This is a genomic window from uncultured Campylobacter sp., from assembly GCF_947255105.1.
Classification (GTDB): Bacteria; Campylobacterota; Campylobacteria; order Campylobacterales; family Campylobacteraceae; genus Campylobacter_B.
The window spans coordinates 38,910-63,400 of record NZ_CAMYFP010000007.1; the positions used below are offsets into that span (position 1 = coordinate 38,910).

Sequence of the window (24,491 nt, forward strand, 5' to 3'; positions counted from 1 at the left end):
TATATCCAAATAAAACTGGTAGAGTTATCTTAAAAGTATCTTTCAATCACTCGCCTTTTTATTTTTAAATCCATCATTTTATATAAATTTAACTTTATAAAACTTTAATAAATTTGGATTTAATTTAAAATTTCGGTATAATGCCAGCCTACAAATCTCACAATAAGGAATTTTACAGATGTCTCAATCCCAAACAACCAAAAAATCAACAAAAAATGTCGATCCATTTTTGCAGATAGAAGAGCTTTTCAAAGAGAGCGAAAACGGCTATGCAACCTATGAAAAGATAGTAAAATTTTTTAGCAAATCACCAACCGTAGCAAATGTCAAAAAAATAGAGACACTTGCTAAAAAATACAAGATAGAGATTGTCTCTTCAGCCGAGATGGCAAAGATAAAAAATAAAGCCGATGCACAACGAAAAAAAGAGGAGGCACAAAAACTTATTGAAGAGAACCTAGAAGAGGACTTTGACCTAACAAGCGAGAGCGATTTTTTAGAGTGGTCAAGATCTGATAGTCCCGTTAGAATGTATCTTCGAGAGATGGGGCAGATTCCTTTGCTTACCAAAGAAGAAGAGGTTAGTATCAGCAAAAAAATAGAGCTTGGAGAGGATATCATCATAGATGCCTTTTGCTCTGTGCCATATCTTATAGACTTCATACTTGACTACAAAGAGCCACTTATCAACAGAGAAAGACGTGTTAAAGAGCTTTTTAGAAACTTTGATGAAGATGAGCTTGAAGATGAAGAGATTGATGAAGATGAAGTTACTGAAGACAGTGTTCAATCAAACAAAAAGTTAGATAAAAGAGCACAAAATGTCTTGGCTAGCTTCAAAGCACTTGAAAAAGCCAAAAAAGATTGGATGAAATATGCTGACAAAAATGCCAAAGAGCTAAGCGATGATGATCACAAAGATTCACTTTATGCAAGACTTAGTCTAACCTTTAAAAAGAAAATCCTAAAAGAAAAACTTATGGATTTAGGTCCTACAAGTAAGCTTATAAGCGAGATTGTAAAGTCTATAGAAACTACACTAAAGAGCGATGATGGATTTGAAAGGGAGCTTAAAAAACTAGAGTATAAGCTGCCGATGTTTAGTGAAGAGCTTAGAGAAAATCACAGAAAACTGCTAGAGGTCATCACAACTCTATCCAAAGAGGAGATTACAGAAAGAGTCCCTGAGGCAACGATGGTTTCAACTTATGTAGATATCAAAAAACTCTTTCAAACAAAAGAGGCTAGCAAACAGAGCTTCAACCTTGAGCCAGATATTTTAAAAAAGATTTTAGAGCAGATAAAAAGAGGTAAAAAAATCTCTGATGATGCCAAAGATAGAATGGCAAAGTCAAATTTAAGGCTAGTTGTAAGTATTGCCAAACGCTACACAAACAGGGGGCTTCCTCTACTAGACTTGATACAAGAGGGCAACATTGGGCTTATGAAAGCGGTTGATAAATTTGAGTATAAAAAGGGTTATAAATTTTCAACCTATGCTACATGGTGGATAAGACAGGCTATCTCAAGAGCAATTGCAGATCAAGCAAGAACCATTAGGATCCCAATACATATGATAGAGACAATAAACAAAATAAATAAAGTAAATAGAAAATATCTTCACGAAAATGGCAAAGAACCAGATGTAAATTTGATAGCACAAGAGATTGGACTTAGTGTTGATAAGGTAAAGCAAGTCATCAAAATAACCAAAGAGCCAATAAGCCTTGAAGCGCCTATAAATAGCGAAGATGATGGCAAGTATGGCGACTTTGTAGAGGATAAAAGCTCAGCATCTCCAATGGATCATATCCTAAAAGAGGATCTAAAAGAGCAGATAGACGAAGTGCTTGAGCAGTTAAATGAGCGCGAGAAAGCTGTTATTAGAATGAGATTTGGTCTGCTTGATGATGAGAGCGATCGAACTCTAGAGGAGATTGGCAAAGAGCTAAATGTAACTAGAGAGAGAGTTCGTCAAATAGAAAGCTCAGCTATCAAAAAACTAAAACATCCAAAAGTTGGTAGAAAACTTAAAAACTACATAGAGGGCTAAACCACCAATTTAAGGTCTAAGTAGCTTTTAGACCTTAAATTTCAACTCTACAAAATATCTTATAAAAACAAAAAAAGCAACAAATTTAAAACTTTTTAGGCTAAAATACTATCTATACAAATTTATATAAAGGAGTCATCTTGTCAGAGCAAAATAAAAAGAAAGATGAGAAAAAAGCCTATAAAAAAGAGCTTAAATTTCTACAGATTGAGCTTTTAAAACTTCAAAGTTATGTAAAAAGCAAAAATGAAAAGATACTTATCATCCTTGAGGGGCGCGATGCTGCTGGAAAGGGTGGCACAATCAAGCGTATAACTCAGCACCTAAATCCACGCGGTTGTATAGTTGTCGCTCTTCCAAAACCAAGTGATGTAGAGGCAACTGAGTGGTACTTTCAAAGATATGTCAAGCATTTACCAAGCGCTGGCGAGATAGTTATTTTTGATAGAAGTTGGTATAACCGTGCGATGGTTGAGCCTGTGATGGGCTTTTGCACAGCAAAACAGAGTGCGGATTTTCTTCAAGATGTCAATCAATTTGAAAGTCTTATCAAATCAAGCGGCATTAAGATATTTAAGTTTTTCCTCTCCATAACTAAGAAAACTCAAGAAGAGCGCTTTCAAAAACGTTATGAAAATCCACTTAAACGCTATAAAATCTCACCGATTGATCAAAAAGCACAAGAGCTTTGGTATGAATACAACAAAGCAGAGCGCGATATGTTACTTCACACCTCATCCATTGCCAACCCCTGGATTGTAGTTGATGCCAACAACAAACATAAAACCCATATAAATGTCATTAAAAAGATTTTGTTTGAGCTTGAGTATGATAACAAAGCAAGTAAAAAAGAGCTGACTCCATCCAATAAAGTCATTGTAAATATAGAAGATGAAATTTTAAATTTGGAGAATGAGATAGCTAAAAATGAAGAAAAAAAATAGGCAAGAGAAATCTCTTGCCTTTTGGCTTACTCTACTTCAGCGTCGATGACATCGTCATCTTTTTTGGCATCTTTTTGTGCGCCCTTATCCTCTTTGCTGTTTGCTGCAGCTGCTTTATACATCTCTTCAGCAGCCTTGCTTAGAGCTTGAACTTTACTGTCTATCTGCTCTTTTGTAGCATCTTGATTTTTAAGAACCTCTTTTAAGTCATTGAGCGCTGACTCAATAGCTGCTCTTTGCTCACTTGGAAGCTTCTCGCCCATCTCATTTAGAGTTTTTTCAGTTTGGTGAGCTATGCCATCGGCTTGATTTCTTGCCTCAACACTCTCTTTTCTCTTTTTATCCTCTTCTTTGTGAGCTTCTGCATCTTTTACCATCTGCTCAATCTCTGCCTCACTTAGTCCGCTTGAGCCAGTAATTCTTATATCAGTCGCCTTTCCAGTTGCCTTATCTTTGGCTGAAACTGTTAAAATACCGTTTGCATCGATATCAAATTGAACTTCTATTTGTGGAACGCCACGAGGTGCAGGCATGATCCCCTCAAGGTTGAAGTTACCCAAAGTCTTATTATCTTTTGCAAACTCTCTCTCACCTTGAAGGACATTTATGGTAACTGCACTTTGGTTGTCCTCTGCAGTTGAGAAAACTTGAGATTTTTTAGTTGGTATTGTTGTGCCTTTTTCAATAACTTTTGTCATAACGCCACCAAGTGTTTCGATACCAAGACTAAGAGGTGTGACATCAAGCAAAAGCACATCTTTTACATCGCCCTTTATAACAGCACCTTGGATAGCAGCACCAATTGCTACAACCTCATCAGGATTGACTGATTTATTTAGCTCTTTTCCACCAAATGCTTTTTTAACTTCTTCTTGAACTAAAGGAACTCTTGTAGAGCCACCAACCATAACAATCTCTTGAATATCTCCTGTAGTGACATTTGCCTCTTTTAAGACATTTTTAAGTGTTTTAATTGTACTTGCTACCAAATCCTCAATCATACTTTCAAATTTAGCTCTAGTTAGAGTTTTGGTAAGGTGTTTTGGTCCTGTTGCATCGGCTGTAATAAATGGTAAATTTATAGTTGTCTCCATTGCTGAGCTTAACTCTTTTTTAGCATTTTCGGCAGCCTCTTTAAGGCGCTGCATAGCCATAACATCGCCTTTTAGATCTATTCCGCTCTCGCTTTTAAACTCACTTACAAGCCAGTCAATTAACCTATTGTCAAAGTCGTCACCGCCCAAAAAGGCATCTCCACCTGTTGATAAAACTTCAACTAAGTTATCGCCAGTTTCTAGAACAGTAACATCAAAAGTTCCACCACCCAAATCATAAACTACAATCTTTTCAGAGCTCTTTTTATCAAGTCCATAAGCAAGTGCCGCTGCTGTTGGTTCGTTGATGATACGAAGAACATTTAATCCAGCAATAACGCCCGCCTCTTTTGTAGCTTTTCTTTGAGCATCATTAAAATATGCAGGGACTGTAATGACAGCATCAACAACCTCGCCGCCAAGATAGCTTTGTGCATCCTCTTTTAACTTCATAAGAACCTTTGAAGAGATCTCTTGTGGAGTATAGACTGTGCCTGCTATCTCAACAGCTGCTGCGCCATTTCTATCAACTATCTTATAAGGAAGTCTTTTTTGTGCCTCTTTAGCATTATTTTCATTCATCATAAGACCCATAATTCTTTTGATAGAGTAGATAGTTTTTTCAGGGTTGGTTACTGCTTGTCGCTTTGCACTATCGCCTACCAAAATCTCGCCCTTATCTGTAAAGGCAACAACTGATGGAGTTGTATTTTTTCCCTCTTTGTTTGGGATGATTTTACTCTCCCCTCTCTCATAAACACTAACACATGAATTTGTTGTTCCTAAGTCAATTCCTATAACTTTACTCATTTTTTATCCTTTTTATTGTTTTATTTTTATTTTACTACTACAACCATTGCTGGTCTTAAAACTCTATCTTTATAGATATAACCTTTTTGATAAACTTGATGGATATCTCCACTCTCTTTGGACTCATCTTCAACTTGATTTATCGCATTGTGGATATTGTGATCAAATTTACCATCAGTTTCAACCTGCTTAATACCTTGTTTTTCAAGGCTTTTTAACATCATATCAAGGCACTGTTTTACGCCATCTTTTATCTTGCTAGCCAAATCATCGCCCTGCGTATCTATGCTTAAAGCAGCCTCCAAAGCATCAATTACAGGCAAAATATCCTTTGCAAAACTCTCACTTGCATAGGCAACTGCGGTGAGTTTTTCTTTTTCAAGACGCTTTTTGATGTTTTCAAAATCTGCATTTGCACGGTAATATTTGTCGGTTAGCTCATCAACTTTTTTCTCAAGATTGATAATTTTTTCATTATCACAACTGCTTGATTGCTCCTTTTCATCGCAACTATTGTCATTTTCTATAGTGCAATTTTCATCTTCACAAACTTTTTCAGTGCAACTCTCATCAACGTGCTTCTCTTTGCAATCGCTCTTTTTATAAAACTTCTCTTTTTTCATTTTAACCTCGCTATCTGACTAAAAAAACTCTCATAATTTTCATAAACACTTCCAGCACAAAACATCGTAGCATCTCGTCCATCAAAGACAACATCTTGCCTAATGCCCATAAAACCCTCTTTAAAAAATGGTTCAAAGACAATATTTTTAGGCAATCTATTGGAAAAGCTAGGGTCAAGCAAAAGCTTAAATCGCTCATCTTCAAATATCTTAAATGCCACAACTTCATTTGCCAAAAAGCCAACTTTTGATAATTTGAAGTTTTCTATCTTTCTTCTAAGCTCACCAAGTCCAACCTGCATGCTGATCTCTTCGAGCTCTCCTAATGATGAGCCAACCAAATTTAAAAGTAACTTATAAACGCGCTCGTTAAATTTCACCATAAATTCAGTCTCATCAAAGATTAGCAATATATATCTACTATTATAATTTATAACCTCTTTTAAAATCTCATCGTCGCTGTTATAAATCATGCAGTAAATTTCAAAGTTGCTAACTATACGCTCAAGTTCATCATGATCGCTCAAAACCAACTTCTCGTCAAAATTTAACTTTTTCAACCAATAAGAGATCATAGTTGAGATGGTAGGAATCCTGCCGCTACTGATGTGTAGCTGCTTTATAGCTCCCTCGTCACTTAACTTTTTAAAATAAACTCTTATTGTAGAAGCTGGTATAGGCTCGTCCATTCTTACCATAAGCTCGGTTGAACCTATAGGTGAGTTATCTGCTAAATAGGCGTCTATGATGGATTGAAGTATCGCATCTCGTTTATTTATCTTCATAGTTAGCACTCACTCCTTTAAATTGCTAGGTGAATTATACACTATGAGTGTAATATTGTCAAGTATCTTAACTAAATTTTTAAACTTTCTAGCAATAGGGTTAAAAAATGGATGAATTTATAACTTTGAGTAGCAAATAACTTAGGTATAAAAACAGCACCAACAAAAGAGTTATTGCTCTTAAGAAAAAAGCGCTAATCTCTTTAGATAGTTTAAAAGTGCTTAAATTTCACTCTATCCTGTTAATTGAAATTTAGACAGAAAATTAAAGAATTATTGCTCTTAAGCAAAAAAGTGCTGTCTTTTAGATAATTAAAAAGTGCTAAATTTCACTCTCTCTTATAGTTGAAATTTAGATAAAAAATTTAGGATATCTCTCTTTCAGAAAGCTAACAACCTCTATAATCTCATCAACACCCTCTGCCTCAGAGTTTTGTAAAATCTCATCAATATGCTCTACATAGAGGTCGCGCACTTTTTCAAGATTGTCTTTTTTTACTCCTGCATAAAATAGCGTAGCCCGTAAAAGCAGCTCTATCTCATACATCAAATCATCAATCTCTATCTCTTCTAGCTCATTTTTTTTCATCGCTATTCTCCTCTTTGACCTTTAAATTTATATAGTCTTGAAGCTGTTTTTTGATCTCTTCATACAAAAATCCATCTTTAAATTGCAAAAAGACTCCGCCACTCGCATTTTTATGTCCACCGCCACCAAAAAGTTTTGCCGCCATCACACTTACATCAAGTCCATCATCGGCTCTTATGCTAACTCCCTTTTTAGAGTTGATATCCATAAAAAAGTCAAAATCCCTGTTTGCCCTTAAAAAGTCATTGCCAATTACCGAAGTATTGCCTATGTTGTAGGTCAAAATGCCTCTATGTCCGTTATAATCAATGCTAAATTTCTCCTTTTGATCTGACAAAAGCAGGACAATATAATTTGAGATGAGATTGCCAAATGAGTCGTTTTTATCTCTTTTAAAGAACTCTTTTTTTATAAAGTAGAGCTTCTCATCGAGCTTTATATGAGCCTCTTCTTCATTAAAAAAGCTCATAGAACTACTTAAGATGTGAAAAATATAGTCTCTATGCTCTTTGTCAAACATAATCTTATTTATCTCTTTTGCAGTTGCAACTGCCGCAAGCAAGACCTTCCCAAGCTCAAATTCCTCTTCATCACTCTTCCAGATATCTACAGAATTTATAACTTTTGTTATCTTTTCAAGCCCCTTTTTATCGCCAAATATTGAGCTAAAAAAATCAAAAGTTATAGCACTTGCTGATCTTTGAGTATCCAAAAAATACCACTCATACTCGCCAACGCACTCTAACGCGCTTATGTGATGGTCTAAAAGAGTTATTTTTACCTCTTTTTCTTTGCAAAACTCATCTAATTTTTTGCACTGGGCAAGAGAGAGATTTAGATCGGTTATCAAGATACAATCGCCCTTTTGCGCCAATGCAGTTATCTGCTCTATCCTTTGATCGATCTCTCGACCATAATTTGAGTTAAAAAAGACAATATCATCAAAATATCTGCTAGTTATAAATTGCGCGCCATATCCGTCAAGATCGGTATGTGAAAGATGGAAAACCTTCAAAATTTCTCTCCTTTTAAAATATCTTCTAATGTAATATCCTCTAAAAAGTTGTCAATATGCTTTTGTAGGGCGCTAAACATATACCAAATTTTACAGCTTTGATTTTGATAGCACTCATTTACAGTGCAGTCAAAAACCCTAGACTGGCTATTTTCAGCAGCACTCAATATCTCTTTTAAGCTTAAATTTGATGGCTCTTTAGCTAAGATAAAACCACCATTTGCCCCTTTGTATGAGATCACAATCTCCTCTTTTGCTAAGTTTTGCAACACCTTTGCCAAAAAGCTTTTTGAAAGAGCAAGTTCGCTTGAGATCTTCTCAACGCCAACTGCCTCTTTGTGATCGGCAAGATAGATAAGTGCAAAAAGTGCATATTCGCTAGCTTTTGTAAAGAGCATATCACCCCTTTTTTAGTTTGTCTTATTTTAGCTAAAAAATTTAACAATAATCTATTGAAATTTAGCTAGATTTGAGATTGTTTTTGTATAATATGAGCTTAAATTTACCGATCAGGAGGCTAAAATGGCTTTAGAAACGGCTGACAAACAACAAATAGTTGCGAAATTCGCTAGAAATGAGAAAGATACAGGCTCAAGTGAGGTGCAAATTGCACTTTTAAGTAGTAGAATTACATACCTAACAGAGCATCTTCAAAAAAATCCTAAAGACTTTTCTTCAAGACTTGGACTATTAAAACTAGTTGGTAAAAGAAAAAGACTTATGAAATATCTAAAAGAAAAAGATTATTCAACTTATACAAAGCTTATAGCTGAGTTGGGATTGAAAGATAGATAGTCGTTAAGCCCATTTGGGCTTAATCTATTGTATTTTCCAAATTTAACTTAAAATTACTTCTTAATTTAACTTTTAAAAGCTACAAAAGTAGAAAAATTGCCCCATCTAAAGAGAGTTTCAACTGCTTTAAAACCAGCATTTTGACAGAGTTTTTTGTTTTCATCTTCGGTATATGGTATCAAGACATTTTCCAAAGCCTCTCTTTTTTGAGCTATCTCATATCTGCTATAGCCCTGTTTTTCTTTGTAACTTTCATAAATTTCAATCATCTCTTTGGTAAAAACGCCATCCTTAAAGACCAGTTTTTCACTAAAGATAAAAAGAGCGTTGTCATTTAGGGAGTGATAAATTTTGTCTATGAAGCTCTGCCTATTTATCGGGCGGATAAATTGCAATGTGTAGTTAAGCAAGACAACATCGGCATTTGCAAAAGAGAAATTTAAGATATCATCTAAGACAAACTTCACATCTGCTCCAAAAGCCAAAGCTTTGTTTTTGGCGCTCTTTATCATGGCATCTGAGTTATCAACGCCAACCAAACAGAGATCTTTTCTCTTTTGATAGAGTTTTAGAAGCAAAGATCCAGTTGAACAGCCAAGATCAAAGACTTTTGCCCCATTTATCGCTCGTTTTGCCACTACATCGCAAATTAGCTCGCTGCTTATCTCATAGTAAGGCACACTTCTGCTTATCATATCGTCAAAAACACTAGCAACACTCTCATCGAACTCAAACTGCTTTTTTATCGGTCTTTTAAATAGCTCATCTTTCAACTTCTAAAATCCTTTTTGCCATCTCTATATCTTTGTAAATTTGCTCTTTTAGGTCGCTAAAAGTTTTAAATTTGTGATTATCTCTCATAAAGTCAATAAAGCTAAGCTCCACCTTTGAAACTTTTGTGCAACTAAATGGCTCAAGGATGTGTGACTCAACACTAAACTCATCATCAACACTAACCCTTTTTCCAATAAAACTTACACTTTTATAAGAGATATTGTCAATGAGTGTCTTTGTTGCATAAACTCCCTCTTTTGGTAGAAAGTAGCCTTTGGTATCTAAATTGAGCGTTGGAACAAACTCTTTTTTGCCAAGCCCGTTACCTTTGATAATCTCTCCTACAAGAGTGTAGCTTCTACCAAGAAATTTATTTGCCATAATGGTGTTGCCGTTTTTGAAAAATTCCTTAATCTTACTAGTATGAACGCCAATATCATCTATACAAAACTCATCGATAATCTCAACTTCGCCATCAAAATAGCGCTTAAGATCGGCTGAGCTTGCCTCTTTGTTAAATCCAAAATAAAAATCATTGCCAACAACAATAAGCTTTAAGTTTGCAAAGCGACTTTTTAGCTCTTGGATAAATTTCTTAGCACTCCACCTCTGTATATTTTCAAACTCATAATAGACAAGTGGCAGGTCGCTAAAACACTTTCTTCTTTTGCCAGGTGTAAGCGTTGCTTTGTGATTTTCGATAACTACAACTGCCCCGTTATTAAGTCTTTCAAAGAGCTTTTTATGTCCCAAATGCATACCATCAAAGCGCCCTATTGTGATAGAGTCAATTTTGTCCATTTTAGTTCCAATTAAGCCAAGTGATCTTTGAGTTATCATAGCCATGCATCTTTGCGTGATTTAGAAAGACAACTTTTATAACTTCTGGTATGCTCTTTTTACGCGAGATTATCCAGAGCTTATTTTTGCCAAAGATAAGTGCATATTGGTAAAATGGATCCACCTTTACAATCTCATATCTACCACTAAAGCTCTCCCCAACAAAAAGTGGCGAGCCCTTTTTTCCAAACTGCTTTGCACTAAAATGCTCTGTTTTTGTAAATGGTGGGTTTTTTTTGCTTAGCTCTTTGGTTATAAAAAGAGTTTTGTTTTTATAAAGATAGTTAGATCTTATCTCATCAAACTCATTTTGCGATGAGTCGATAAATGCAAGCTCATACCAAAGTCCTGCTACTTTGCTCTCATCGATACTTTCAATGCTATTTTTAGAAACTGTCGGCGAGTTTGTGGCACATCCAACAAAGATAAGAACTAAAGCAAATTTAAAAATCCATCTCATATCATTCCTTAAATTTTTAGATAATTTTATCATCTATTTTTGCATATAATGGCAATTACTGAAGAGATTATAAACAAAACTCCCATTGCAACCTCTATATACTCTTTTTTATGAAAGCCATTATAGATGAAAACAAGGGCGATGATGATAAGTAGATAAGGTAGCGCTTTTCTAACCATTATCTACCATCTTAAAAAAGCTCTCTTCGTCCAAAATCTCTATGCCAAGCTCCAAAGCTCGCTCTTTTTTTGAACCCGCCTTCTCTCCACAAAGAAGAAAATCTGTCTTTTTGCTAACACTATTTGAAACTGTGGCGCCAAGCCCTAGAAGATAGTCTTTAAAATAATCCCTAGATCTACTCAAAACACCTGTAATTACCACTGTTTTGCCATAAAACAGAGAGTTTTTATCTACTACTTTTTTGATGGATTGTGGCTTGATATATGATAAAAGTTGCTCTATCTTTGCCCTATTTATGCTACAAAAAAGAGTAAAACTCTTAGCCATTATCTCGCCAAAGCCCTCTATTTGCATGACCTCATCAACACTTTTATCAAAAAGCTCCAACCCAAAACTCTCATCAAGCTTCCTTGCTGCAACTTCGCCTATGTGATCTATCCCAAGAGCAGTTACAAAGCGATAAAGCTCACACCCTTTTGAAGACTCAACTGCATTTAATAAATTTAAAACACTTTTCTCTCCAAAGCCCTTAAGTCCGTTAAAATCGCTCTTTTTTAAGGAGTAGAGATCGCTTACCTTTCTAACCAAGCCTTCATCATACAAAAGTTTACAAACTGCCTCGCCAAAGCCATCTATATTCATACACTTTTTAGAACAAAAGTAGATAAGTGAATTGATAACTCTTGAGCTACAATCAATATTTTGACATCTTATAAAAATCTCTTCGTTTAAAAGCTCTTGATTGCAAGATGGGCATCTAGTAGGGGCTACAATCTCCCTTTGGCTGCCATCTCTCCTATCTTTAAAAACAGAGGTGATTTTTGGAATTACATCGCCGCTTCTTATGATACCAACGCTATCATTTATCATAAGACCAAGTCTTTTTATCTCTTCAAAGTTATGAAGTGTCACATTTCTTACAACTGCACCATCGATATTGACAGGTTCCACCTCTCCAACAGGCGTGATAACTCCACTTCGCCCAACTTGAAAAGCAACATTTTTAAGCTTGGTGCTACGCTCTAGCGCTGGAAACTTATAGGCAACCATAAATTTAGGAAACTTAACAGTAAAACCAAGTCGCTCTTGAGTCTTTAAGCTATCAACCCTTACTACCATGCCATCTAGCATAAACTCTTTATCATCTCTTTTTTTGTGAAGCTCTTTAAATGCTGCCATAACCTCTGAGCTATCTTTGCAGATCCTAACAAAGCTATCTTCATAAAAGCCAAGTGAGCGCACAAAACTCATAACTTCACTATGTTTTTCATAGTTAAAGTTGTTATATCCAACGCCCCATGGCACAAAAACTAAATGACGTTTTTTGACAACTGCACTATCAAGTTGCCTAAGACTACCTGCTGCTGCGTTTCTAGGGTTGGCAAGTAGAGTTTCGCCCTCTTTTATACGCATCTCATTAAGAAGGTCAAAATCTTTTTTTGAGATAAGTACCTCGCCTCTAATCTCTATCTTCTCTTTATAGGCAATTTGAAGTGGAATGGAATTTATCACCTTTGCATTGGCTGTTACATCTTCGCCAACTTCACCATCGCCTCTAGTTATAGCAGAGATTAAAATTCCATTTTCATAGAGTAAATTTAGACTAGCTCCGTCAAATTTAGGCTCACAAAAAAAGCTCTCATCTGCCTTATCGCCTCTTTTTATCCAAGCCATCAACTCATCATCATTAAAAACATCTTCCATTGACCACATTTTGGCGATATGAGCTGCCTTTGTAAAGCCATCGCTTATGGCTCCGCCTATCTTTTGAGTTGGAGAGTAGCTAAGAATTAAGGCTGGATTTTCTTTTTCAAACTCTACAACTTTTTTATAGAGAGTATCATACTCTTCATCTGTTGCTATCGGACTATCGCTTGTATAGTAGGCTCTTGCCCAGCTATTTAGCAACTCTACTGCTTTTTTATACTCGTTTTTATCCATAATTTTCACCAAATAGTTGTTTTGCTCAATGCTTCGTGCATTTTAAAAAGTTGTGCATGCTCATAAACATCATGCGTTCTTATGATAGTTGCGCCATTTTCAAAGGACTTTAGATGAAGATATAAAGAGCCTGCAAGCCTATCTTCTACTTTAGACGGCGAGTAGTGGTTTATTACGCTTTTTCTACTAGCTCCCACAAGAAGCGGATAGCCAAATCTTAAAAAATGTTCCAGATGTTTTATAAGAAAAAGGTTGTCTTGCGCACTCTTTCCAAAACCTATTCCAACATCTAAATAAATTTTATCTATGCCAAATTTAGCGATTTGCTCCAACTTCTCTTCAAAAAAACTATCTATCTCATAGATAAGATCTTTATAGGTTGGGTTGTTTTGCATAGTTTGAGGGTCATTTTGCATATGCATCAAAAGATACTCTGCGTCGTATTTTTTGGCGATGTCGCAAAGTGAGAGCTTGGCACTTATATCATTTATCATTTTAAACCCGCGATCAAGCGCATATTCCAAACAATACTCATCAAAGCTATCAAGGCTAAATTTCGCTTTTTCATAGAGTTTTAGTGAGTAAATTTCATCAATTACTGGTTTTACTCTTCTAAACTCCTCATCTCTTCCTGGATAGATACTATTTGGTCTGCTTGAACAGCCGCCAATATCTATGTAGCTTGCACTGTCTATTATCTGCTTTTGGATTTTGGCAATGGCGCTGTTTTTATCTACTCTGCTAGCTTGGTTAAAACTATCTTCGTTGATATTTACAACTCCCATTATAAGGGCTTTTTTTGGCTTTTTAAATTTCATCTTTAAAAACAAAGAGAGTTTTTTAAGTTCAAAGTCTTGCAAAGCTGTCTTTTTGGCAAGTTCTTCAATCTGCCTGTCCGTTGCCATCAAAAGAGCGTTGGTAAGCCCTTTTGCTAAGATAGTTTCCCTCTTTACAACAAGCTCTGCACCAACGCTTAGAGCCTCTTGTTTTAGGATATTTGCCCCTGGAGTTTTTAACTCTTTCATATAGATATAATTTAGGCTTGACTTTTTCTTCATATATCTTTGCCCGTATGGATCTGGCTTGATAAATTTGGCTATTTCATTAAAGTCGCTGTTTGGGTTAATCTTGAAAATCTTCATATTTTTTTAACCTTATTGTGAATTAGCAAAAAAATTGGTGTAAGAAGTGTTGAGACCTTGCCATTTAACTCAGCCAATTTGTAGATAGTAGAAATTTGTAAAAGCTCTTTTTGGTTGAAGCAAAAGCCCTCAAGAAGGCACTTTTGAAGAAGCGCATTGATAAACCCCTTTAACTCCTCCCTGCCAAAGTTTCTCTCTAACTCCTCTTTTTGATACTGCTCTAGCATAGAGTAAATTTTCTCTAGACTTAACTTTTTAAAATCTACATCAAGATGAGTTAAACTGCTCTTTTTTTTCTTTAGTATGATTGGCAATCTTGAGATGATAGTTGCTAAAAGCCTATTTTTGCTTGGCACCACAACTATAAAGTAGATGTTTTTTGGCGGCTCTTCAACTATCCTAAGAAGTGAGTTTTGTGCCTCAATGCCATAATTTTGTGCCATAAGTATGATAAATTTAGACCTATTTTCTGCAATCATCGCCTCATTTATCACAAGTTTTGAGTCCTCTATCAAAAAATTTTCTCTTTGGAAAAATCTAAGATCGTTTATAGAAAAACTCTCCTCTAGCTCCTTTTTTAAGCTTTCAAAGTCGCTAGTTAGGATGATTTGACTTTTTTTCTCTATCAAACTACTACCTCATCAAACAAAATAGCGCTGATACTTTTATCAAAAAGGGCAAACAGACTAAGAAGTTTTGCGTCCAAACTCTCATCTTTTGCATCAAGAGCAAAACTATTTGGCGCATTTTCGCCTATTAGCCACATATAACTATCATCTTTGTTTTTGGCTATTTGAGAAAGTGCATAGTTGCCACGTCCAACATAAAAATAGACAAAGCCATTTGGAAAGGCAAGATGAAGCATATCATTTAAAAGCTCCATTCCTATATTTGTATTGATACTATCAAGCCACGGATAGATGGATTTGAGTGAAAAAAATGGCAAAAGAGGTCTTTGACTAGATGGTCTGTTGATACTCTTTATAATATAGTCTTCAAGCCAACTTCTCTCATCATCACAAAAGACCAAAAAGGTATAACCATCTAAAAGTAGCTTCATCCTAGAGGCTAAAAGTGGCGTCCAATCCTCTTTTTTATCCTCTATCCAACTCATAGATGAGTCGCTTCTTATGGCGCCTAAGCTCCAAGTGTAGAGATCTTGCATTATTTATCAAGTCCATAAGCTTCGTGCAAAGCTCTAACGGCAAGTTCACCATACTTTGCATCTACAATAACTGAAATTTTTATCTCACTTGTAGAGATCATCTGGATATTTATTCCATTTTTTGCAAAGGTGCTAAATGCCTTACTTGCCACGCCACTATGAGACTTCATGCCAACTCCAACAACAGAGACCTTTACAATGTGACTATCATACTCTACAACCATATCCTTGCAATAGTCCCTAACTGCTTCCAAAGCACTATCTAGCTCATCTTGAGGAACTGTAAAGCCAAGATTGGCTGCACCATCTACGCCTACATTTTGGATAATCATATCCACATTTATCTCTCTTTTTGCTAGCAAATTAAAAATCTCTGCTGCAACGCCTGGCTCATCTTTTAGTTTTCTTACAGTTACTCTTGCTTGATTTTTATCAAGTGCAATTCCGCTTATTATAGCCCCTTCCATCTTATGCTCTCCCACTATCATTGTTCCTTTATGTTCATTAAAGCTACTTCTTGTAACTACTGGTATATTTAGCTTTTTTGCAAGCTCAACAGAGCGACTTTGAAGTACCTTTGCCCCCAAATTTGCCAACTCCAACATCTCATCATAGCTTATAACATCAAGTTTTTTGGCTCTTGGCTCTATGCGAGGATCTGTTGTATAGATACCATCAACATCTGTGTAAATTTCACAAAGATCGGCTTTTAGGGCGCCAGCAAGTGCAACTGCGCTTAAGTCACTTCCACCTCTTCCCAAAGTTGTAATCTCTCCCTTTTCATCTATACCTTGAAATCCCGCCACTACTACAATCTTATTTTCGCTTAAAGCTTTTGTTATATTTGAAATATCAATTTGCTCTATCTTTGCCTTTGTATGAAAACTATCTGTTCTAAGACCTGCTTGGCTTCCACTAAATGCTATCGCACTATGTCCTTTGGCGTTTAGCGCTATTGAAAGAAGTGAACTTGTTACAAGTTCTCCAGTGCTTACTAGCATATCATACTCTCTGCCCTCTGGATGTTTGCTAAAGTGATTTGCATACTCTATAAGCCCATTGGTAACTCCACTCATTGCAGAGACTACAACTAAAACTTGGTTGTTCTCTTTTTTAGTTTTTATAACTCTTTTAGCAACCTCTTCTATACGCTCCAAACTACCAACGCTAGTGCCGCCATATTTTTGAACTATAAGCATTATATAAAACCCTCTTTCTTAAAATAAGTTAAAGCAATTTGATAAATCGGTTTTTTAAAATGGTTAATATGATCTAAAACCTCTTCGATTTTTACAAATTTATAGCTATCAAACTCTAAATCTTTAGTTGGAATGGTTATTTTAGCATTTTTTTTAAGCTTTACTAAAAAATAAATTTGTTTTTGTCCGCTATAGATTCCCATCTTTTTGCCACTTGGAAAGTCATAACTAAGCCACTCTGGATATCTCGATAAAACCTCTATAGAGTTGGTCCCAATCTCCTCTTTTAGCTCTCTAAAAAGCGCCTGCTCTGGACTCTCATCGCCATCAATGCCACCTTGTGGAAATTGCCATGCATCTTTTATATCGCTTCTGTGACCTATAAATACATTGTGACTGTAAGGATAGCCCGAAGACATAATGATGGCTGCAACATTTGGTCTATAAATTTTTTCCTCATTCACTATTAAAACCTTTGTTATTTTTATAAAATATTAGCAAAAAGATGTTTAAAATAACTTTTTAGGAGCCAAAATGACAAAACATATCTACATACACATTCCATTTTGTAAAAGCAAGTGTCCATATTGTGCCTTTGGCTCTCACATCAAAAAAGAGGCTCTTCACAAAAGCTATTTTGATGCACTTTACAAAGAGATGAAAAACTACTTTAGCGCAAACAAAGAAATGATAGAGACGCTTTTTATAGGTGGCGGAACTCCAACTTCAGTAGATAGCTTTTACTATGAAAAACTCTTTAAAATAGTTGAGCCTTTTTTAGAAAACGAGTGTGAACTCACCATCGAATCCAACCCAAACAGCATAAATTTGGACTATCTAAAAAAATTAAAAAGTCTAGGTATAAACAGGATAAGCTTTGGCGTGCAAAGTTTTAGAGATGAAAAGCTTAAATTTCTTGGCAGAACTCATAGCAAAGATGAGGCGATAGAGGCGATAAATTTAGCCTCTATGGCAAAGATAGAGAAGATAAATATAGATCTCATCTATGCAACAAAACTAGATAGCAAAAAAACTCTTCTATCTGAACTCTATATTGTAGGGCAACTTCCCATCTCTAGCATAAGTGCCTACACTCTAATGTTAGAGCCAAACACCCCTTTTTTTGGCAAAAAGAGCTATCAAAAAGAGAGTGCTGGAGTTAGCCAATTTATGATTGAGTCGATAGAGAGATTGAAATTTAAACAGTATGAGATCTCAAATTTTGGTCAAGTTTGTAGGCACAATCTTGCCTATTGGGGACAGAAAAACTACTATGGATTTGGCGCTTATAGTGTTGGATTTATCGATGATAAAAGAGTATATGCCTCATCAAATTTAAAAGATTATATAGCAAATCCACTTCAAAAAGAGATAGAGAACTTAACAGTTGGCGATTTGAGATTAGAGCATATTTTTTTAGGACTTAGATCGATTTTAGGCATAAAAAAGGCAAAAATTACTAAAAAAGAGCAAGAGAGAGCAAAAATCCTTACAAAAGAGGGGCTTTTAAGAGAAGATGAAGAGCGTTTTTACAACAATAACTTTTTGCTTAGCGATGAGATAGTGCTTTTTTTAACAAGCCAAAATTAAAGAAATTTAGTGTAGAATACTCACTTATCAATATTTTAGGAAAGTAGATGTTTGGAATAAGTTTTTCTGAGATGCTTATCATTGCAGTTGTCACAATAATAGTATTAGGTCCTGACAAACTACCAAAAGCAATGTATGAGATTGCTAAATTTATAAAAGCTTTCAAAAAAACGATTGATGATGCAAGGTCTGGGATTGAGCAGGAAATGAAAATTGCAGAGCTCAAAGAAGATGCTAAAAAATACAAAGAAAAATTGGCACAAACTAATGAAAATTTACGCAAAAAACTAACTTTTGAAGAGCTTGATGAGATCAAAAAAAAGATAAATGAGAGCAAAGAAGAGATAGAACAAAACATAACTAGCATTGCAAAAAAGAGCGATGAAGAGCCAAATTTAACTCAAGACAACAAAATAAAAGAGCAAAAAGAGGATAGCAATGTTTGAAGAGCTAAAACCGCACCTAGTAGAACTTAGAAAAAGACTTATAATTTGTGCTTTTGTGCTTGTGCTATTTTTTGCTATCTGCTTTGGATTTTGGGAGGAGATACTTCAGTTTATGACAGCACCACTAAAAGATGCACTTCCAAAACAGGGCAATGCTATCATCACAACTCATGTTGCAGAAGCCTTTTTTACCTCTATGAAGGTCGCTTTTTTTGCGGGATTTATCTTCTCTATGCCGGTTATTTTTTGGCAAGCGTGGCTATTTGTGGCACCCGGTCTTTATGACAATGAGAAAAGATATGTTATGCCATTTGTCTTTAGTGCAACGGTTATGTTTTTGATAGGTGCTTCATTTTGTTACTACATAGTAATTCCAATGGCTTATCACTTTCTTTTAAATTTCGGTAGCTCACTTTTTGTTGCTATGCCAAAGATTAGCGAATATGTGGGCTTTTTTGCCAAATTTATCGTAGCTTTTGGGCTTAGTTTTGAGCTTCCAGTTGTGACATTTTTTCTAGCAAAAATCGGCTTAGTTACAGACAGGACATTGAGCGACTCTTTTGCTTATGCTGTTGTTGCTATCTTTGTTTTTGCAGCAATTATGACGCCACCAGATATCCTTAGTCAGTTTTTATTGGCTATTCCTTTAGTTATACTTTATGGAATTTCCATACTCATAGCAAGAGCAATCAATCCGGCAGCAAAAGAATGATAGATAATATAGAAGAACTTTCAAGTTACGACTACGAACTTCCAAAAGAGCTTATCGCCTCATCTCCAATAATCCCCAAAGAAGAGGCAAAACTTCTAGTTTATGAGAGAAAAACAGCCAAAATATCTCACTATAAATTTAGAGATTTGATAGATATCTTGCCAAAATGCAGCATTGTCTTTAACGATACAAAGGTGATAAAAGCTAGGATTTATGGACAAAAACAGAGCGGCGGAAAGATTGAGCTACTTTTAAACTCCTTTTTAGATGATGATAAATTTAGTGTCTTTATAAAGGGAAGAGTAAAAAATGGCGATATTTTAAATTTCAATGAAGGGTTAAAAGCAGTAGTTTTATCGCTCTTGGATGATGGATTAAGGGTGGTGAAATTTAGCAAAGACAACCTTTTTTTAAATAAATTTGAGCTATTTAATTTACTTGAAAAAATTGGTCATATGCCACTTCCGCCCTACATCAAAAGGCAAGATGAAAAAGATGATGAGATATGGTATCAAAGTAGTTTTGCTAAAAATATCGGTGCAGTTGCCGCACCAACCGCCTCACTTCACTTCTCAAAAGAGCTTTTAGAAAAACTCTCACTCAAGCACAAACTCTACTACATCACGCTTCATGTAGGAGCTGGGACATTTAAGCCGGTCGAAGTTGAGAATATAAAAGAACATAAAATGCATAGCGAGTGGTTCAATATTCCAAAAGAAAGCGCCAAGCTTCTTTCTAGCGACGAGCCAATACTTGGAGTTGGGACTACAGTTACTAGAGTTGTTGAAGAATTTGCAAGAAGCAAAAGAGAGAGTGGCGAGTGCAATCTCTTTTTAAATTTATACAACAGGCCAAAAAGACTAAACTACCTTCTTACAAATTTTCATCTACCAAAATCAACTCTTATTATGTTAGTTAGCTCATTTGTGGGGCTTCAAGAGGTAAAAGAGATCTACAGAGTTGCCATAGAAAATCGATATAGATTTTACTCTTATGGCGATGCTATGTTGGTGCTTTGATGGATTATCTAAACTTTTATAAAGGCTTTTTACTAGCATTTATACCGCTTTTATTGCTCTTTGTCTTTTTTATGGGCTTTATCTTTAAAAAATTTCTACCAAAAGAGTTGCCGTCTCAAAGCACTCTTCAAGAGAGCGAAGAAAAAAGTGAGCCGCACAGAGAGATAAAAGAGTTAGATAGAAAATACAAGCCCTTTTTCAACATAAAAAAAGAGCTCAAATTTATAGATCAGCAGCTTTACTACTCTAGCAACAATAACAGCTTTTTTATCTATCTGCCAACTTATTTTGGTGAGTATGGAGACTTTTATAGGCGCTCTTTGGTTGAGTTTTGCTCTATTTTGTTTAACTATATCGATAACAATATCTACAATGAAACTGTCAAAATCTCATTTTTCAAACGAGTTGTTGTTGAAGAGCGCAATATGGTAAATATCGAGATAGAGTTTAACAGCGCCACTATGAAAAGAGAGGAGCTTTTAAATTTAAGATATTTTTTAGAGAACAAAACGTTGAGCGATGAGCTATTTTTGAAGCTACAAAAACTTGTAAATAGCCTAAATTTAACAATAACTCCACTCTTTGAAAAGGATAATCTCAAGATAAATATAAGTTTTTTAAGCTCACTTAAGGGCGAAAACAAAACATTAAAGCTATATAAATTTAAAGAGATAAGGGCGATAGTTTGCTTGCAAAATAGTATTTATAAAGATTTTTTAGAGGGAATGCTTAAATTTTTTGAAGTTGAGTTGCTGCCAAAAAATGATTGGGAAAGCACCAAAGAGCATATACTAAACCCATACTATAGCCCAGATATCATCTTTTTGGATGCCAAAACTCTAAGCAGCAGCGAGGTTGTGGACTTTTTAAATAGCTATCACAATGAAAAAGAGATTGTTTTTGTAGTAATTTGCAAAAATTCCAACGACAAAATTCCACTACTAAACATCAAATATTATGAGATAAATGGCTCAATTTTTTATGAGGATATTTTGCTACTTTTAACGACCATAAAAAAGGGCTCTAAAGACCAAAGTATCTTTGCAGTATGATCATAGCAGCAAGACTATCTCTTTTGCCATCTTTTTTCTTACTACTAAAAGTGGCTAAATTTTGCGCCTCAAAGGTTGAAAAACTCTCATCAACATAGACAATATCACCATTAAAGTCTATTAAAGAGACAAAATGCTCAATACGTCGCTTCATCTCATCTTCGCTACTTCCGCCCTTTGGAATGCCAACTATGAGTTTTGTGGCGCCATTTTCTTTTAGGAGTTTTGAAAGTTTCATAGCTGCATTTTTTCTATTGTCTCTAATGATTGGATCTGCTGGGATTGCTATGGAGTTGTTATATCCAAAAGCAACACCGATGCGCCTTAGTCCAACATCAATAGCAACTATCAAAGAACTATCACCCTATTGCCATCAATAGCAATCTTTCCCTCTAACTCATACCAAAAAAGCTTCTCGCCAAACTTTTCATAAAGTGTGTCAAAATCGCCATTTTTCTCGATATCGGCAAGAAGTGGGTCACTTATTGACTTTTTATTAAAGCCTAGCTCTTTTATAAACTCATCAATATTGTAGATAAGCCTTGCTTTGTTGTTTGCTAAAAGATAGTTAGTGCCATCACTTTCAAACATCTTTTGAGGCAGCACATAGATGGGAATTCCAAGCTCAAGAGCATATTTTGCACTTCTCATAGAGCCACTATCAAGAGCAGCTTGGGCTACCACTAAAGCGCTAGATAGCGCTACAACTATTTTGTTTCTCTCCAAAAAATAGTATTTTCTAGCCACTTCATCTGGATCATAAGCACTTAGTGCAAGTGAGTTTTGGTAGATTTTTTCTATCATCTGTCTGTTTGTTTGTGGATAGTAGATATTAAGCCCATTTGCAAAAACTCCGATAGTATTTGGATAGGCGCCCTCGTGAGCTACTATATCAACCCCAAGAGCTCCGCCACTTACTACAACAACTCCTGCGTTTTTGAGTTTTGAAGCCAAAGAAAAGACCAAGTTTTTGGTATAGACAGTCATCTTTCTTGAGCCAACGATAGCTATCTTTGGGCTTTTTAAAAGCTTTAAATTGCCTTTATAATAGAGCTTTTTAGGAGGATTTTTTAGCTTTTTTAACTCCTCTATCTCACTTATAAAATTCATAAAGCTCTCCTACATAGACTAACTCTATCTCTTCAAAAAGTGGCTTGCTGTTTTTTAAAACTTCCAAAGTCAAGCTCTTTGGATGTCCGATGGCTATGGCATAACCTCTTTTTTTGGCCAACTCTATAGCCTCTTTTACCTTTTTTTCTATGGCACTTTTTTTCATCGTATGATCTAAAAAAATATCTCTATAGATATAGGACATAGAGAGCCTTTTGGACTCACTTTTTACTGCATTTGGCATAATTGTTCTAGAGTCGATGAAGCTAAAGTTATATTTTTGTAAAGTGGCAAGTAGCTTTTGCATAGAGGCTCTATCTTTTGTAAATTTACTTCCTGTATGGTTGTTTATAAATTTGGCAGCTGGAAAGTTGGCTCTTATCTTTGCAACTGTTTTGTCTATCTTTTCTAAAGAGTCGCCAACATTTAAAACACCCGGCTCTTGATGATTATAATCCATCGCCTCAAGTGGTAAATGTATCATATAAAATGGCTCTTGTTTGGCTAGTTTTGGTGTGTTTGGATAGCTGTTTGTAGGTGGAAAAAACGAAAGTGTAGCCAAAATGCCACTAGCTTTAACGAGCTTAACTTGCCTCTCATTCATCACATCATCTATGATGATTGCAAGCTTGCCTTTTTTTGGTAGTGTTGCATTTGGTTCAAAAGTTTTGTTTTTTGTCGATGTTAAATTTAAATCTGTCGCTTCTTTTGACTCGAATGTTGCATTTTCTTCTTTTGTGGGATTGGTTGCTAGCTCTTTTTCCTTTGGCTTTTCATCTGCAACTGGCTCTATTTTTGGACTTTGATAAGTTGGCTCCTCTTTTGGCACAACAACTTTTTCTATCTTCTCTTTTTTGGCTACCTGCTCCTTGGCTAAAAACTCTTGCTTTTTAAAAGTTGGCTCTGTTTTGCTAACTAATGCAACTTTGCTCTCTTTTTTGTTGAAATGCTCAAGCGATAGATAGGTTGCGCCAGAAACCAAAAAAAGTGTTAAAAAAATAAGTGATAAATTTAAGATAAGAGGACGAGTTTTTCGCCCTCTCTTGCCTCTTTTTTTTGCCATTAATTTTTGTCTTTATCTACAAGTTTTCCCTCTTTTATCCATGGCATCATAGCCCTAAGTTTCTCTCCAGTTTTATTTAGTAAACTTACCTCATCCATCTTTCTTTGTGCCTTCATTTTGACATAACCAGCTTGTTTTTCAAGGATAAAATCTTTTGCAAAACTGCCGTCTTGAATGCGAGCTAAAATCTCTTTCATTGCCTTTTTGCTACTATCATTTATAACCTTGCCGCCACTTACATAGTCGCCATATTCTGCTGTGTTTGAGATGGAGTATCTCATATCTGCCATTCCACCTTGATAGATGAGATCTACTATAAGCTTCATCTCATGCAAACACTCAAAATATGCCATCTCAGGCTCATATCCCGCCTCAACCAAGGTCTGGAATCCAGCATTTATAAGCGCGCAAAGTCCGCCACATAAAACTGCCTGCTCGCCAAAAAGATCGGTCTCAGTTTCAGCCTTAAAAGTAGTCTCAATAATAGCTGTTCTTCCGCCACCTATCGCACTTGCATAGCTAAGTGCAAGCTCTTTTGCTATTCCACTTGCATCTTGTTCTACAGCTATCAAATCAGGAATTCCACCGCCCTTTACAAACTCACTTCTTACAGTATGACCAGGTGCTTTTGGCGCTATCATGATACAATCAACACCCTTTGGAGTAATAATCTGTCCATAATGTATATTAAATCCATGTCCAAAGGCGATAGCTTTTCCCTCTTTTAAATTTGGCTCAATCTCATTTTTAAAAATCTCAGCTTGAAGCTCATCTGGAGTTAAAATCATAATAAGATCGGCCTCTTTTGTAGCTTGGGCAACTGTTGTAACCTTGAAGTTTTGATCTTTTGCCTTTTTCCAGCTCTTGCCACCCTCTTTTAGTCCAACAATAACCTCAACACCACTATCTCTCAAATTTAGCGCATGAGCGTGACCTTGAGAACCAAAACCTATCATCGCAACTTTTTTAGATCTAATAAGCCCCAAATCGCAATCTTTATCATAATAGACTTTTATAGCCATATAACAATCCTTTAAAAAAAATTTGGTTATTATACAACAAACCGACTTTTAAAGTTCTGAAGTGTTTT

General features: G+C 35.6%; 28 protein-coding genes. 8 read left to right on the top strand and 20 right to left on the bottom strand.

Features of this window, described 5'->3' with window-relative positions; translation table 11 throughout:
- The first annotated feature begins 178 nt into the window (after positions 1-178).
- A complete protein-coding gene (gene rpoD, locus Q0X52_RS05065; protein ID WP_297575647.1) occupies positions 179-2,053 on the top strand; it encodes an RNA polymerase sigma factor RpoD in 1,875 nt (624 codons plus the stop codon).
- A gap of 140 nt (positions 2,054-2,193) precedes the next feature.
- Positions 2,194-2,997: a polyphosphate kinase 2 gene (gene ppk2 / locus Q0X52_RS05070; protein ID WP_297575649.1), complete on the top strand. Its 804-nt coding sequence runs from the start codon at positions 2,194-2,196 to the stop codon at positions 2,995-2,997.
- A 26-nt stretch (positions 2,998-3,023) separates the two neighbouring features.
- Here ppk2 and dnaK read toward each other — a convergent pair whose 3' ends face one another.
- The 6 genes from dnaK to Q0X52_RS05100 all read right to left on the bottom strand — a co-directional run bounded on the left by dnaK (position 3,024) and on the right by Q0X52_RS05100 (position 8,311).
- Positions 3,024-4,901, bottom strand: a complete 1,878-nt coding sequence (dnaK, locus tag Q0X52_RS05075) for a molecular chaperone DnaK (protein ID WP_297575651.1) — start codon at positions 4,899-4,901, stop codon at positions 3,024-3,026.
- Positions 4,902-4,927: 26 nt separating this feature from the next.
- Positions 4,928-5,524 carry a nucleotide exchange factor GrpE gene (grpE, locus tag Q0X52_RS05080; protein ID WP_297575653.1) on the bottom strand — a complete coding sequence of 199 codons (597 nt, stop codon included), beginning with the start codon at positions 5,522-5,524 and terminating at the stop codon, positions 4,928-4,930.
- Positions 5,521-6,309: an HrcA family transcriptional regulator gene (locus tag Q0X52_RS05085; RefSeq protein WP_297575655.1), complete on the bottom strand. Its 789-nt coding sequence runs from the start codon at positions 6,307-6,309 to the stop codon at positions 5,521-5,523. Before Q0X52_RS05085 ends, grpE begins: the two co-directional genes overlap by 4 nt.
- 352 nt (positions 6,310-6,661) lie before the next feature.
- The gene (locus tag Q0X52_RS05090) at positions 6,662-6,898 is read right to left on the bottom strand and encodes a hypothetical protein (protein WP_297575657.1); all 237 of its coding nucleotides are present in this window, start codon (positions 6,896-6,898) and stop codon (positions 6,662-6,664) included.
- Positions 6,885-7,913: a 3'-to-5' oligoribonuclease B gene (locus tag Q0X52_RS05095; protein WP_297575659.1), complete on the bottom strand. Its 1,029-nt coding sequence runs from the start codon at positions 7,911-7,913 to the stop codon at positions 6,885-6,887. Before Q0X52_RS05095 ends, Q0X52_RS05090 begins: the two co-directional genes overlap by 14 nt.
- Positions 7,910-8,311: an Rrf2 family transcriptional regulator gene (locus Q0X52_RS05100; protein ID WP_297575661.1), complete on the bottom strand. Its 402-nt coding sequence runs from the start codon at positions 8,309-8,311 to the stop codon at positions 7,910-7,912. Before Q0X52_RS05100 ends, Q0X52_RS05095 begins: the two co-directional genes overlap by 4 nt.
- A gap of 124 nt (positions 8,312-8,435) precedes the next feature.
- Between Q0X52_RS05100 and rpsO the strand changes: the two genes are divergently transcribed.
- Positions 8,436-8,708 (top strand): 30S ribosomal protein S15, encoded by a 273-nt coding sequence (gene rpsO / locus Q0X52_RS05105; protein WP_297575663.1) that lies wholly within the window; start codon positions 8,436-8,438, stop codon positions 8,706-8,708.
- Between the two features lie 65 nt (positions 8,709-8,773).
- Here the strand turns inward: rpsO and cmoA are convergent, their stop codons facing one another.
- The 10 genes from cmoA to Q0X52_RS05155 are packed head-to-tail and all read right to left on the bottom strand — an operon-like array spanning position 8,774 to position 16,873.
- Positions 8,774-9,481 (bottom strand): carboxy-S-adenosyl-L-methionine synthase CmoA, encoded by a 708-nt coding sequence (gene cmoA / locus Q0X52_RS05110; RefSeq protein ID WP_297575664.1) that lies wholly within the window; start codon positions 9,479-9,481, stop codon positions 8,774-8,776.
- Positions 9,471-10,283: a bifunctional riboflavin kinase/FAD synthetase gene (locus tag Q0X52_RS05115; RefSeq protein ID WP_297575666.1), complete on the bottom strand. Its 813-nt coding sequence runs from the start codon at positions 10,281-10,283 to the stop codon at positions 9,471-9,473. The genes cmoA and Q0X52_RS05115 overlap by 11 nt, the downstream gene beginning before the upstream one ends.
- A 1-nt stretch (position 10,284) precedes the next feature.
- A complete protein-coding gene (locus Q0X52_RS05120; protein WP_297575668.1) occupies positions 10,285-10,782 on the bottom strand; it encodes a lipocalin family protein in 498 nt (165 codons plus the stop codon).
- A gap of 29 nt (positions 10,783-10,811) precedes the next feature.
- Positions 10,812-10,961 carry a hypothetical protein gene (locus tag Q0X52_RS05125; RefSeq protein WP_297575670.1) on the bottom strand — a complete coding sequence of 50 codons (150 nt, stop codon included), beginning with the start codon at positions 10,959-10,961 and terminating at the stop codon, positions 10,812-10,814.
- A complete protein-coding gene (gene ligA / locus Q0X52_RS05130) occupies positions 10,954-12,903 on the bottom strand; it encodes an NAD-dependent DNA ligase LigA (RefSeq protein WP_297575672.1) in 1,950 nt (649 codons plus the stop codon). Before ligA ends, Q0X52_RS05125 begins: the two co-directional genes overlap by 8 nt.
- Positions 12,904-12,908: 5 nt before the next feature.
- On the bottom strand, positions 12,909-14,045 hold the full coding sequence (folP, locus tag Q0X52_RS05135; RefSeq protein WP_297575674.1) for a dihydropteroate synthase: 1,137 nt from the start codon (positions 14,043-14,045) through the stop codon (positions 12,909-12,911).
- Positions 14,042-14,674, bottom strand: a complete 633-nt coding sequence (locus Q0X52_RS05140) for a DNA polymerase III subunit delta' (protein WP_297575676.1) — start codon at positions 14,672-14,674, stop codon at positions 14,042-14,044. The genes folP and Q0X52_RS05140 overlap by 4 nt, the downstream gene beginning before the upstream one ends.
- Positions 14,671-15,210: a HobA family DNA replication regulator gene (locus Q0X52_RS05145; protein WP_297575678.1), complete on the bottom strand. Its 540-nt coding sequence runs from the start codon at positions 15,208-15,210 to the stop codon at positions 14,671-14,673. The genes Q0X52_RS05140 and Q0X52_RS05145 overlap by 4 nt, the downstream gene beginning before the upstream one ends.
- Positions 15,210-16,409 carry an aspartate kinase gene (locus tag Q0X52_RS05150; protein WP_297575680.1) on the bottom strand — a complete coding sequence of 400 codons (1,200 nt, stop codon included), beginning with the start codon at positions 16,407-16,409 and terminating at the stop codon, positions 15,210-15,212. Before Q0X52_RS05150 ends, Q0X52_RS05145 begins: the two co-directional genes overlap by 1 nt.
- Positions 16,409-16,873, bottom strand: coding sequence for an RNA pyrophosphohydrolase (locus Q0X52_RS05155; protein ID WP_297575682.1), 465 nt, complete (start codon positions 16,871-16,873; stop codon positions 16,409-16,411). Before Q0X52_RS05155 ends, Q0X52_RS05150 begins: the two co-directional genes overlap by 1 nt.
- A 70-nt stretch (positions 16,874-16,943) precedes the next feature.
- On the opposite strand from Q0X52_RS05155, the gene hemW reads away from it, so the two are divergent.
- The 5 genes from hemW to Q0X52_RS05180 are packed head-to-tail and all read left to right on the top strand — an operon-like array spanning position 16,944 to position 21,228.
- Entirely contained in the window at positions 16,944-17,999 is a 1,056-nt protein-coding gene (gene hemW, locus Q0X52_RS05160) for a radical SAM family heme chaperone HemW (protein WP_297575684.1), read from the top strand.
- A gap of 56 nt (positions 18,000-18,055) precedes the next feature.
- Entirely contained in the window at positions 18,056-18,445 is a 390-nt protein-coding gene (gene tatB, locus Q0X52_RS05165) for a Sec-independent protein translocase protein TatB (protein WP_297575725.1), read from the top strand.
- A complete protein-coding gene (gene tatC / locus Q0X52_RS05170; RefSeq protein WP_297575686.1) occupies positions 18,438-19,157 on the top strand; it encodes a twin-arginine translocase subunit TatC in 720 nt (239 codons plus the stop codon). The genes tatB and tatC overlap by 8 nt, the downstream gene beginning before the upstream one ends.
- On the top strand, positions 19,154-20,176 hold the full coding sequence (gene queA / locus Q0X52_RS05175) for a tRNA preQ1(34) S-adenosylmethionine ribosyltransferase-isomerase QueA (protein WP_297575688.1): 1,023 nt from the start codon (positions 19,154-19,156) through the stop codon (positions 20,174-20,176). Before tatC ends, queA begins: the two co-directional genes overlap by 4 nt.
- On the top strand, positions 20,176-21,228 hold the full coding sequence (locus tag Q0X52_RS05180) for a hypothetical protein (protein WP_297575690.1): 1,053 nt from the start codon (positions 20,176-20,178) through the stop codon (positions 21,226-21,228). The genes queA and Q0X52_RS05180 overlap by 1 nt, the downstream gene beginning before the upstream one ends.
- Here Q0X52_RS05180 and ruvX read toward each other — a convergent pair.
- From ruvX to ilvC, 4 genes are read right to left on the bottom strand one after another with little or no spacing between them, the layout of a single operon-like run.
- Positions 21,200-21,580, bottom strand: coding sequence for a Holliday junction resolvase RuvX (ruvX, locus tag Q0X52_RS05185; protein ID WP_297575692.1), 381 nt, complete (start codon positions 21,578-21,580; stop codon positions 21,200-21,202). The genes Q0X52_RS05180 and ruvX overlap by 29 nt on opposite strands.
- Complete coding sequence (locus tag Q0X52_RS05190; protein WP_297575694.1) at positions 21,577-22,338, bottom strand: DNA-processing protein DprA; 762 nt, start codon at positions 22,336-22,338, stop codon at positions 21,577-21,579. Before Q0X52_RS05190 ends, ruvX begins: the two co-directional genes overlap by 4 nt.
- Positions 22,322-23,401, bottom strand: coding sequence for a divergent polysaccharide deacetylase family protein (locus tag Q0X52_RS05195; protein ID WP_297575696.1), 1,080 nt, complete (start codon positions 23,399-23,401; stop codon positions 22,322-22,324). Before Q0X52_RS05195 ends, Q0X52_RS05190 begins: the two co-directional genes overlap by 17 nt.
- Positions 23,401-24,423 (bottom strand): ketol-acid reductoisomerase, encoded by a 1,023-nt coding sequence (ilvC, locus tag Q0X52_RS05200; RefSeq protein ID WP_297575698.1) that lies wholly within the window; start codon positions 24,421-24,423, stop codon positions 23,401-23,403. Before ilvC ends, Q0X52_RS05195 begins: the two co-directional genes overlap by 1 nt.
- Positions 24,424-24,491: the final 68 nt, after the last annotated feature.